Consider the following 11,563-nt stretch of genomic DNA (forward strand, 5'->3'; position numbering starts at 1 on the left):
AAGCATGATAACGCTTACAAAAAAGCTTGAAGGGGGATTTACATGACAAAAAAATGGGGCCTATTATTATTGTTCGTATTCGTCTTAATTTTCAGTGCAGCTTGTAGTGATGATACAAGTTCCACGGGTACAACAAAAGATGAAACAGACGAAGGAACAACAACACCAGTATCTAGTGAAGTGACGGAAGAAGGCGGCACAATCAAAATTGGTGTCCTTGCATCATTAACGGGTGCACTGGAGTCTTATGGGAAGCAAACGAAAAATGGTTTTGAGTTAGGACTTGAATATGCTACGGACGGAACGCTGGAAGTAGCAGGCAAGAAAATTGAAGTTGTTTACGAAGATACAGAAACGAAGCCAGAAGTTGCTGTACAAAAAGCTACTAAGCTACTAGAAGAAGATGAAGTAGATTTTCTAGTCGGATCCTCTAGTTCTGGTGATACGTTAGCGGTGCTTCCTCTAGCAGAAGAATATGAAAAGATTATGATTGTTGAACCAGCAGTTGCTGATAGTATTACAGGTTCCGAGTTTAACCCGTATATTTTCCGTACTGCGCGTAACTCTTCACAGGATGCAGTTGCAGGTGCTGCGGCAATTGCTAAACCAGGAGTGAAAATTGCTACATTTGCACCAGATTACTCTTTCGGATGGGATGGAGTAGCAGCATTTAAAGCAGCTGCTGAAAAATTAGGTGCAGAAATTGTGTTAGAAGAATATGCTGATCCCGCAGCTACTGATTTTACTTCTAATCTACAAAAGATTATCCAAGAAAAACCGGATTACTTATTTGTTGTGTGGGCAGGAGCGAACTCACCATGGAACCAAATTGCTGACTTAAAAATGCAAGAAAAAGGGATTAAAATTTCAACTGGAGCACCTGATATTCCAGCATTATCTATAATGGAACCATTAGTCGGCATGGAAGGATTCTCTGTTTACTATCATACGCTTCCTGACAATCCGATCAATGATTGGTTAGTGGAAGAGCATAAAAAACGTTTTAACGGAGAAGTGCCGGATTTATTCACTCCAGGTGGAATGTCTGCTGCTATCTCAATCGTGGAAGCTTTGAAAAAATCAGAAGGAAATGCAGATGGAACGGAACTGATCAAAATAATGGAAGGTATGTCATTTGAGACTCCAAAAGGAACGATGACTTTCCGTCCAGAAGACCATCAAGCATTACAGCCACTTTATTCTATTAAGCTAGAAACACAAGAAGGCGTAGACTATCCGGTACCAGTATTAATAAGAGAGTTGTCACCGGAAGAAACGGAGCCACCGATTTTAAACAATAAATAAGACCGAGTAGTGATAGGCTAAGCAATTAGCTCTATCGCTCTCCATGTAATAGAACAAGTTCTACTACATGGAAAGCGATAGAAGAAAGGGGTATTTGAAATTGGAACCAATACTAAAAACAGAAAATCTAACGATTAAATTTGGTGGGCAAACTGCTGTAGATCATGTGAATTTTACGATGCCAGCAAAGCATTTTAAATCGATTATTGGACCGAATGGAGCTGGAAAAACAACTTTTTTCAACTTAATCAGTGGTGAGTTAAAGCCTACAGAAGGAGATGTCTTTTTTAGAGGGGAATCGATGGCGAAGTACTCGTCCGTGGAACGAACAAGAAAAGGACTTGGGCGTTCGTTTCAAATTACCAATGTGTTTCCCAATCTAACGGTAATTGAAAATGTCCGACTTGCAGTCCAATCGAAAGAAAATATCCGTTATCAAATGTTTCGTCATTTTACTGCCTATAAAGATTTGCAAATACAAGCAGAAAAATTACTAGAAGTAGTATTACTTTCGAACAAAGCGAACGCAATAGCCAATCAATTATCTCATGGAGAGAAACGAAAACTAGAAATTGCGATGTTACTTGCGCTTGATACAGAAGTTTTGCTATTAGATGAACCTACCGCTGGAATGTCATTAGAAGAAGTCCCCGCTATTCTGGACGTAATTAAACAAATTAAACAAACCGGAGACAAAACGATTTTGTTAATCGAGCATAAGATGGATATGATCATGGACCTATCGGATTCTATTATGGTGCTTTTTAATGGTAGATTACTAGCAGACGGAACACCAAAAGAAATCATGGACAATGAAACTGTTCAAAATGCTTATTTAGGGGGGCTATACGATGAGCATCTTGCTTAAAGTGGATAATATTCATACGCATATTGGCCAGTATCACATTTTACAAGGTGTTTCCTTTGAAGCAAAAGAGGGCGAGGTTAGTGTTTTACTTGGGAGGAATGGAGCTGGAAAAACAACTACGTTAAAGACAATCATGGGTTTGACTCCAGCAACTTCTGGAACGGTGACTTTTTTGAATGAAGGAATCACCAAAAATGCGACACATCACATTGCTTCGAATGGGATCGGATATGTACCGGAGGATCAAGGAATCTTCGGGGCACTAACGGTGGAGGAAAACCTAAAAGTGGCGATGAGAAAAGAAAACGATGCTGCGAGGGAAAGACAAGAGTATGTGCTAAAGCTTTTTCCTGACTTAAAAAAGTACTGGAAAAAAGAAGGTGGCCATTTATCTGGAGGTCAAAAGCAAATGCTATCGATGGCAAGGGCTTTTATTAATGATAGCAAGTTGCTGCTAATAGATGAGCCTTCCAAAGGGCTTGCTCCCGTTGTGATTGAAAAAGTAATGGAAGCAATTATCGAAATGAAAAAACAAACGACTATTATTTTAGTAGAACAAAACTTCATTATGGCCAGTAGGATAGGGGATACATACACATTAATCGATGATGGGGAAACCGTTCAATCTGGTCAAATGAGTGAATTGATTCAAAATGAAGAGCTGAAACGACAATATTTAGGAATTGGGTAAGGAGGGGAAACAATGGAATTAATCATCAATTTATTAATAAACGGATTAGCGACAGGCATGCTTATCTTTCTTCTAGCAGCCGGTCTCACATTAATATTTGGATTAATGGATGTTCTAAATTTTGCACATGGTGGTCTGTTTGCCTGGGGAGCTTTTTCAGGCGTTTGGTTTTATGGGCTAACCAATAGCTTTACTGTCGCAATTATTGGAGCTATTTTGACGGGAATTGTGCTTGGGTTTATTACAGAAAAGCTAATTATTACACCGGTTTACGGCAATCATATCCAACAAATTTTAATAACGCTCGGATTTATGATTGTGTTATCCGAAATGCTTAAAGTCGTGTTTGGACCAAACCAAATCGCAGCAAAGACACCCCCATTGTTATCTGGCAGTTGGGAAATCGGGGATGTCATTATTATTAAGTATCGCTTGTTTATCATCCTAGTAGGCATTTTAGTCTTTGGTATCTTCCAGTTCATCTTAAAACGCACAAAAATCGGATTAATCGTACGGGCAGGTGTGATGAATAAAGAAATGGTGCAAGCGCTCGGCATTAATATTAAACAAGTATTTTTGTATGTGTTTATGGTAGGAGCAGCTCTTGCTGCGCTCGGAGGAGTACTGATGGCTCCGTATTCGGGCGTGATTTATGCAGAAATGGGTATGGAATTCGCGATATTAGCGTTTATCGTAGTCGTGATCGGCGGGATGGGAAGCTTTCCAGGTTCTCTTCTGGCAGCTATACTGGTCGGTCTTGCAGGCAGTTTTATGGCGTATTATGTTCCTGCACTATCACTTGCGGTTAATATGATGCTTATGGCAATTGTATTAATTTTCCGTCCGCAAGGTTTGTTCACAGCGAAAGGATGATGCGAGATGAAGACTAAATTCCAAGTTAATAATGGTATCTTACTTGTCCTAGTGGCAGCCCTCGCCGTATTCCCTTTTGTTTCCGATTCACGAACATGGACTATTTTGTTGACGCAAATATTCATCTTCTCTATTTTAGCGATGAGCTATGATATTTTGCTAGGGTATACTGGAATCGTATCATTTGGGCATGCGATGTTTTTTGGAATGGGTGCTTATGCAACCGCAATTATGCTCGATCATTTTGAACCAACCTTAAGTGTCTTTTTTCTATCCATCGCAGTCGGAATGGTCATTTCAGGGGTTATCAGTTTTTTAGTTGGCCTATTAACACTCCGTCTGAAGAGTCATTTCTTTGCTATGCTGACGCTAGCGGTATCCGGATTATTTTTAGTGCTTGCGGAGAAGTGGAGAACGCTCACACATGGAAATGATGGATTCACGTTTCGTGCACCTGAATTCTTTAAAGATCGTGTGATGTTCTATTTACTCGTACTTGCTTGTTTGGTGCTTGTATATTTCCTATTGCGACGGTTTGTTTCTTCCCCATTAGGAAGAGTGTTGATCGCTGTACGTGAAAATGAACAACGGACAAAATCATTAGGATTCCAGACTTTGCACTACAAGGTTATTGCATCTATGGTTGCAGGGATTGTCGCAAGTTTAGCGGGTTCTCTATATGCTATTTCCTTACGTTTTGTCAATACGAGTGTGCTTACGATGGATATTACGCTAGATGCACTACTTATGACGATTATTGGAGGAGTTGGTACATTAATCGGACCGATTATTGGTGCGGGTGTGATTGAACTTGCACAACATTACTTATCTGGTCTTGCTAAAGAATATCCTATATTTGAAAGATGGATCATTTTCTTTGGAATCATTTATATATTGGCGGTTATCTTTTTTCCAAGAGGGATTGTTGGAACGATTCGTCATGCGTTTTGGAAGCGTAAAACCAATGAACCGAAAGTCAACGTCGCTCCTAAACGAAAGGAGCTACTAAAATGACGATAGGGATTGTTAGTACTGGCGTTTACATACCAGACAACGTAATGACAGCTGAAGAAATAGCTACGCTTTCCAAGTTGCCGCTCCATGTAGTAAAAGACAAAATGGGAATCACACAAAAAGCTATTCCCGGCCCAAACGATCATACAGTAGCAATGGGGATTCGAGCAGCGGAAAAAGCACTGCAAAAAGGAAATATTGACCCAAAAACGATTGATTTAATCATCTATATAGGAGAAGAGCACAAGGAATATCCTCTCTGGACTGCTGCTATCAAGATGCAAGAGGAACTCGGGGCTTATCATGCTTGGGGATTTGATGTAGCGCTTCGCTGCGGAACAACGATTATGGCGATGAAGGTTGCGAAAAGTTTAATGGAGGCGGACGCGTCGATCAACACCGTTTTATTGGCTGGTGGTTATCGTAATAGTGATTTTATCGATTACACGAATGAACGAACCCGATTCATGTTTAACTTGGGAGCAGGCGGAGCCGCCATGATACTGAAAAAAGATCATACCGAAAATATTATTCTAGAGACGGATATGATGACGGATGGATCTTTTTCTGAGGATGTTGTTGTACCAGTCGGCGGTACGAAAGAGCCCTTGACTACGGATCATTTAGAAAAAGGATTTTATCGCCTAGATGTATTAGACCCAGAAGGCATGAAGGCTAGGCTAGAACAGAAATCCATGCAGAACTTTTTAAAGGTTATTCGCCATGCATTAATGAAAAGTGGTTATACCGAGCAAGACATTGATTATTTGGCTATTCTCCATATGAAAAAATCGGCACATGATTTTGTCTTGCAGGAGCTTGGTTTAACAAGTGAACAAACAACTTATTTAAGCGATTATGGTCATATTGGGCAAATGGATCAGATTATATCCCTGGAACTCGCACAAAAAGAAGGGAAATTGAAAGACGGCGATTTAGCTGTTTTAGTCAGTGCTGGAATAGGGTATGCATGGGGTGCAGTAGCTGTAAAATGGGGAAGTTAAAAGGAGTGGAGAAAATGAGTTTATCGAAAGTTCAATTGCAAAACGGAGAACAGCTCGCGTATCGTGAACGACCAGGTGGAGAAGAAGTGATTGTACTAGTCCACGGGAATATGACTTCATCGAAGCATTGGGATGTGCTAATCGACAAATTAGACGCGAAATATAAAGTATACGCAATCGATTTACGCGGTTTTGGAGAATCTACATATCATACGCGTATAAAAGGAATAAAAGATTTTTCGGACGATTTAAAAGAAGTGATCGATGCATTACAATTAAAACATTTTAACTTAATAGGCTGGTCTACTGGTGGAGCGATTTGTATGCAGTTCGCCGTCGATTATCCAGGGTATTGTGAAAAACTAATACTGCTAGCTTCCGCGTCCACGAGGGGATATCCATTTTACGCGACAAATTTAGATGGGACACCTAATCTAGCAAATAGATTTCAAACAATCGAGGAAATCGAAAATGATCCAGCAAAAACGATACCGATGCAAGGCCTGTATGACATGAAAAATAAAGCAGGATTAAGAGCCGTTTGGAATGCTGCAATTTATACACATAACCAACCAAAAGAGGAGGATTACGACGCTTATCTGGATGATATGCTAACGCAACGAAATTTAGCAGATGTCTATCATGCGTTAAATACATTCAATATCAGTTCAGTAGATAATCAAGCAGCAAAAGGGACCAATCAAGCAAAGGATATTACAATTCCTGTCCTCATATTAAGAGGGGATCGTGATTTTGTGGTGACAGAGGAAATGACACAGGAAATTGTCACTGACTTAGGGGAGAATGCCACCTATATCCCACTTACTAATTGTGGCCATTCTCCATTGATCGACGATTTGGAGCAGTTAACTAACCGAATCGAAAATTTCATTTCAAAGGAGAAGGAACAATGAGATTACAAGACAAGGTTGCCATTATTACGGGAGGAGCTAACGGAATAGGTTCGGCTGCGGCTCTTCGCTTTGCAGAAGAAGGCGCAAAAGTGGTGTTAGCAGACTTTGACGCTAATGCAGGAGCAGAAAAAGAGAATGCACTAAAAGAGCTAGGCTATGATGCGAAGTTTATTCAAGTAGATGTAACGAATCGGGAAAGTGTGGATTCTCTTGTTTCGCAAACGATAGAACATTTTGGAGAAATTCATATTTTAGTCAATAATGCAGGGATTACAAAAGATGCTATGCTGACTAAAATGGCGGTAGAAGATTTTTCACGTGTTTTAGACGTTAACTTAACAGGGGTTTTTCATTGCACACAAGCAGTAGTACCTCATTTAATCGAACAAGGCTACGGGAAGATCATTAACACATCGTCCGTCAGTGGCGTTTACGGAAATGTTGGGCAAACCAATTACGCTGCCTCCAAAGCGGCAGTCATCGGCATGACCAAAACATGGGCTAAAGAGCTAGGAAGAAAAGGTATAAATGTAAATGCTGTCTCCCCAGGGTTTACTGCAACAGCAATGGTAGCCAAAATGCCAGAAAAAATTATTGAACAGATGAAGGCTGGAGTTGCCTTGCAACGTCTTGGAGAGCCACAAGATATTGCAAATGCTTATCTATTTTTAGCTTCGGATGAAGCGAGTTATGTACATGGAACAGTTTTACAAGTAGACGGCGGAATTATGATGTAACGAAAGGAGCGGTGCAAAGTGTATACAGAGCAAGCTTGGATATATAAACGTGCAGCATTGTCTCCAACCAAAATCGCGCTCATTGATAGTGGTACAGATGAACAATGGAGCTATCAAATGCTAACCGAGCATATATCCAAATGGATTCACTATTTTCAACAAAAGAACTATCAAAAAGGCGATCGAGTCGTCGTTATTTCCCAAAACCGAATAGAGCTATTTGCGATTATTTTCGCATGTGGTGTGACGGGTCTACTCTATGTGCCGCTCAATTTTCGTTTAAGTAAAGTAGAACTAACGTATATTTTAGAGGATTGTCAACCAGTGCTCATTATTCATGATGAAGCCCATCAAGTGTTGTGTGAGTCATTTATCCATGTGGAGCGTTTATTAGTGACAACTAAACTAGAAAGTGCAAGCTTTTTCTATCCTCCTGAGACTAACTGGAGCCCTTCCGATGGTTGGATCATCATCTATACAGGAGGGACGACAGGAAAGCCAAAAGGGGTAGAGCTATCTTTTGATGCAGTGAATTGGAATGCCATCAATACCATTACAAGCTGGGGACTAAGCGACACCGATTGTACGCTGAATTATATGCCTATGTTTCACACCGGTGGGTTAAATGCTCTTTGTATTCCGATATTAATGTGCGGTGGAACTGTCGTTGTGGGAAGTCGCTTCCATGCAGAAGAAGCACTTAAAGCGTTAAATACCTATAAAACGACGCTGTCTTTATTTGTTCCAACTATGTATCAAGCTATGCTCGACACGACCTATATTAAAACGGCGACTTTCCCAACTGTAAAAGTATTTTTATCCGGTGGTGCACCTTGTCCTCATACGATCTATAAACAATTTGAAGACAAGGGCATTCTTTTTAAAGAAGGATATGGACTTACAGAAGCAGGACCTAATAACTTTTTTATTGATCCGCAGGATGCCCGTATAAAAAGAGGGTCAGTCGGAAAATGCATGTTGTTCAATGAAGTGAAAATTGTGAATGAAAATGGAAAGCTTTGTCGTACAAACGAAGTGGGAGAGCTATATATTTTAGGGAAGCATGTATTTACGAAGTATTGGAATAACGAAGAAGAAACGAACCGTTCTTTTGTAGATGGTTGGTTAAAAACAGGTGATTTAGCAAAGGTCGATGAAGACGGATATTATTATATAGTTGGTAGAAAAAAAGAAATGATTATTTCGGGTGGGGAAAATGTGTATCCGCAAGAGGTGGAGCAGTGCCTCGTTTTACATCCAAATGTCCGTGAAGCAGCAGTTATCGGAGTAACAGATGAAAAATGGGGAGAATGTGTGACTGCATTTGTAAGTTGTCTTGCGGTAAATGATTCGTTCGAAAAGGAATTATTGCAAAGTTGTAAGCAGGTACTTGGCAGCTACAAAGTACCGAAAAAAATTTATATTTTAGATGAGCTACCTCGTACGGATGTTGGCAAAATTGATAAAAAAAGATTACAAGAATTAGCTGTAAAGATTTGATTTACAGCTTTTTATTTTGTCTTTTTGTATAATAGGCATTGAGGTGACAGGAATATGTTTATAAGTGAGAAAGAAATTGAAGTACGTTACGCAGAAACAGATCAAATGGGAGTAGTTTATCATGCAAACTATGTAATATGGCTAGAGATTGGTCGAACACAGCTTATTAAAGACTTAGGATTCTCTTATGCTGGACTCGAAAAGGATGGCTATCTATCCCCAGTTACAAACGTAAATATAAACTATAAATCTTCTGTAAGATACGGGGAGACAGTAGTTGTGAGAACATGGATTGAAAGTCACGGAAAGCTTCGGACTACATATGGATATGAAATTGTACACGAGGACGGGTCGGTTGCTTCTTCTGCTACATCGGAACATGTTGTGGTGAATAAGGACAATTTTCGACCGGTTTCCTTAAAAAAAGTTCATCCAGAATGGGATGCGAAATATACGGAAATCGCTAAGGTGATGGATTAATGGCATTTGGTATTACAAGAGATGAGTTACAACGGTGGAAAGCGGCAGTTGAAAATGAACAGATTGCCTTTCTCACTCATTACTGGCTAGACGATCGTTTCCCAGGATGTAAAACGGTAACCAAAGTCGGTTGTAGTAATTTAGAAAAATTGATCGAATGGGGCAAAAAATACGGCTTAAAAGAAGAATGGATTGATCACAAGGAAGCCTATCCTCATTTTGATTTATTTGGAAAGCATGAATACGAAATCATGCAAAAAGAAGGACTTTTAGAACAACTGATGAAGTTTCAATAAAAAAAGCGTGATATCCAATCACGCTTTTTTATACATATAAGCTAACTCGTCTAACTTGTGATCTACATCTACATACAAATCATGCCCATCGAAATACCATTCATCTACTTCTTCGATGAAAAATAATACTTCTCCAACTTTCACCGTTACGACAGGTTCAAACGGTGTATCTTTGGTCATTCCGAGCGAAAAACCTTGCTGTATTGGACTAGATCCGCCGTAGCGTGCATAAAAACGGATAGTGTCTCCAGGGCTTACTTCCATTTCCTTTTGAAACCAAGTCCGTGCGTCTTGCGAGATAAAGATTTTCATACAAATCACCAAGCCTTCCTTATATCCACTTAACCTTAGGTTCCGTTCCTTTTTTAATACGTTCGATGTTTGCGCGATGACGATAAAAGATAAATACGGCAATTAAAGCGAGCATCGCAATTAAAGGCCAATCCTTTTCCACGGTAAAGTAATAAACAATCGAATAAATAAGTGCAATCACTGCTAAAATCATAGAGGTTAATGAAACCATCTTCGTGATCTTTAAGATAATAAAAAATCCTACAACTAACAGGACGAAAAGTGGCCAGTTGTAAGCAAGTAAAATACCGCCAGACGTCGCAACCGCTTTTCCACCTTTAAAGTTAGCAAAAATGGGGAACATATGCCCAATCACAGCAATAATCCCAAGAATAAGCGGGTGTACAGAAGTAGATTCAAATATAGCCAAATAGCCTAAAAGTGTTGCTGCTGTCCCTTTTAAAATATCCATAATCGTAACTATTAGCCCTGCTTTTTTTCCAAGTGTCCGAAACGTATTCGTTCCACCTAAATTACCACTGCCATGCTCACGAATATCTGTATTATAAAATAATTTTCCGATCCATAAGCCGGAAGGGATAGACCCAATTATATAGGCAAGTAAAAGTAAAATGATGATCGTCATAGCATACTCCTTTAGTTATGAAACTAATATTATATTGAACTATTTCAGTTTACCACGCACGCTTCATTTTGTTCAATGTAAAGAAAAATAACTTCCACAAAAATACGATTACTTTGCCTCTCCAAACAATATTTAACGAACAAAATGATAAATTAGAGGTATACTTAAAACAGGACAACATCCAAGAAGATTGATAACATGGATGTTACATGGTTCTCGTATAGAGGATGAACCAATCTTGAAAGAAGGAATATTGCACTAGGATAGAGAATCCTACACAAAGGCAGATTGCAATCTAATGGATAATTACCTACAATTAAATTCTGGCCTTTTAGTTGCCTGGTTAGTTTGCAAAGGCTGTTGTTGCCTTGCAATTTTCTTTTGGAAGTATTGACATATTGATTATCTGTTTGTACGCTTAATAGAGAATAAAGAACAGATGTTTTGTTTTTTTGGAGGGAACGTATTTGAGTAAAGAAGAAAGATTAACGAGCTATAGTGATGATGACATTCAGGTACTGGAAGGTTTAGAAGCCGTTCGAAAAAGACCTGGTATGTATATAGGCTCAACTGATGCACGAGGATTGCATCATTTAGTTTATGAAATAGTAGATAACTCGGTGGACGAAAGTTTAGCTGGGTTCGGCGATCATATTAAAGTAACAATACACACGGATCAAAGTATTACGGTGCGAGATTACGGTCGGGGAATGCCGACGGGAATGCATAAAATGGGAATCCCAACGGCAGAAGTGATTTTCACTGTTTTACATGCCGGTGGGAAATTTGGACAAGGTGGGTATAAAACGAGTGGTGGGCTTCATGGTGTCGGAGCTTCAGTTGTAAATGCGCTTTCATCTTACGTAGAAGTTATTATCCACCGAGATGGCAAAAAATTTATTCAACGATTTGAAAACGGCGGGAAAATTGTCCAATCGTTAAAA

General features: G+C 39.5%; 14 protein-coding genes. 12 read left to right on the forward strand and 2 right to left on the reverse strand.

The features are described 5' to 3' along the window. The first annotated feature begins 42 nt into the window (after nt 1–42). From FG382_RS00615 to FG382_RS00665, 11 genes are all read left to right on the forward strand, one after another. Nucleotides 43–1,305 carry a substrate-binding domain-containing protein gene (locus FG382_RS00615; protein ID WP_142536943.1) on the forward strand — a complete coding sequence of 421 codons (1,263 nt, stop codon included), beginning with the start codon at nt 43–45 and terminating at the stop codon, nt 1,303–1,305. A 100-nt stretch (nt 1,306–1,405) separates the two neighbouring features. Continuing rightward, on the forward strand, nt 1,406–2,173 hold the full coding sequence (locus tag FG382_RS00620; RefSeq protein ID WP_142536944.1) for an ABC transporter ATP-binding protein: 768 nt from the start codon (nt 1,406–1,408) through the stop codon (nt 2,171–2,173). Beyond that, nucleotides 2,157–2,864, forward strand: coding sequence for an ABC transporter ATP-binding protein (locus tag FG382_RS00625; protein WP_142536945.1), 708 nt, complete (start codon nt 2,157–2,159; stop codon nt 2,862–2,864). Before FG382_RS00620 ends, FG382_RS00625 begins: the two co-directional genes overlap by 17 nt. Before the next feature lie 12 nt (nt 2,865–2,876). Then, nucleotides 2,877–3,737 (forward strand): branched-chain amino acid ABC transporter permease, encoded by an 861-nt coding sequence (locus tag FG382_RS00630; protein WP_142536946.1) that lies wholly within the window; start codon nt 2,877–2,879, stop codon nt 3,735–3,737. A 6-nt stretch (nt 3,738–3,743) separates the two neighbouring features. After that, nucleotides 3,744–4,751: a branched-chain amino acid ABC transporter permease gene (locus FG382_RS00635; protein ID WP_142536947.1), complete on the forward strand. Its 1,008-nt coding sequence runs from the start codon at nt 3,744–3,746 to the stop codon at nt 4,749–4,751. Beyond that, nucleotides 4,748–5,755 (forward strand): 3-oxoacyl-ACP synthase, encoded by a 1,008-nt coding sequence (locus FG382_RS00640; RefSeq protein WP_142536948.1) that lies wholly within the window; start codon nt 4,748–4,750, stop codon nt 5,753–5,755. The genes FG382_RS00635 and FG382_RS00640 overlap by 4 nt, the downstream gene beginning before the upstream one ends. Nucleotides 5,756–5,769: 14 nt before the next feature. Then, complete coding sequence (gene phaZ / locus FG382_RS00645) at nt 5,770–6,669, forward strand: intracellular short-chain-length polyhydroxyalkanoate depolymerase (protein ID WP_188713308.1); 900 nt, start codon at nt 5,770–5,772, stop codon at nt 6,667–6,669. Further along, on the forward strand, nt 6,666–7,406 hold the full coding sequence (gene fabG, locus FG382_RS00650) for a 3-oxoacyl-ACP reductase FabG (protein WP_142536949.1): 741 nt from the start codon (nt 6,666–6,668) through the stop codon (nt 7,404–7,406). Before phaZ ends, fabG begins: the two co-directional genes overlap by 4 nt. Nucleotides 7,407–7,424: 18 nt before the next feature. Beyond that, nucleotides 7,425–8,906 carry a class I adenylate-forming enzyme family protein gene (locus FG382_RS00655; RefSeq protein ID WP_142536950.1) on the forward strand — a complete coding sequence of 494 codons (1,482 nt, stop codon included), beginning with the start codon at nt 7,425–7,427 and terminating at the stop codon, nt 8,904–8,906. Between the two features lie 54 nt (nt 8,907–8,960). Beyond that, nucleotides 8,961–9,386, forward strand: a complete 426-nt coding sequence (locus FG382_RS00660; RefSeq protein WP_142536951.1) for an acyl-CoA thioesterase — start codon at nt 8,961–8,963, stop codon at nt 9,384–9,386. Beyond that, the gene (locus FG382_RS00665) at nt 9,386–9,682 is read left to right on the forward strand and encodes a hypothetical protein (protein WP_142536952.1); all 297 of its coding nucleotides are present in this window, start codon (nt 9,386–9,388) and stop codon (nt 9,680–9,682) included. The genes FG382_RS00660 and FG382_RS00665 overlap by 1 nt, the downstream gene beginning before the upstream one ends. 18 nt (nt 9,683–9,700) lie before the next feature. Here the strand turns inward: FG382_RS00665 and FG382_RS00670 are convergent, their stop codons facing one another. Both FG382_RS00670 and plsY read right to left on the reverse strand, forming a co-directional pair. Then, nucleotides 9,701–9,994, reverse strand: coding sequence for a HesB/YadR/YfhF family protein (locus FG382_RS00670; protein WP_142536953.1), 294 nt, complete (start codon nt 9,992–9,994; stop codon nt 9,701–9,703). 19 nt (nt 9,995–10,013) lie between these two features. Next, nucleotides 10,014–10,619, reverse strand: a complete 606-nt coding sequence (plsY, locus tag FG382_RS00675) for a glycerol-3-phosphate 1-O-acyltransferase PlsY (protein WP_142536954.1) — start codon at nt 10,617–10,619, stop codon at nt 10,014–10,016. A gap of 467 nt (nt 10,620–11,086) precedes the next feature. On the opposite strand from plsY, the gene FG382_RS23125 reads away from it, so the two are divergent. Further along, the coding region (locus FG382_RS23125; protein WP_244950512.1) for an ATP-binding protein at nt 11,087–11,563 on the forward strand (477 nt) is incomplete at its 3' end.

This window comes from Psychrobacillus lasiicapitis (assembly GCF_006861795.1).
Lineage (GTDB): Bacteria > Bacillota > Bacilli > Bacillales_A > Planococcaceae > Psychrobacillus > Psychrobacillus lasiicapitis.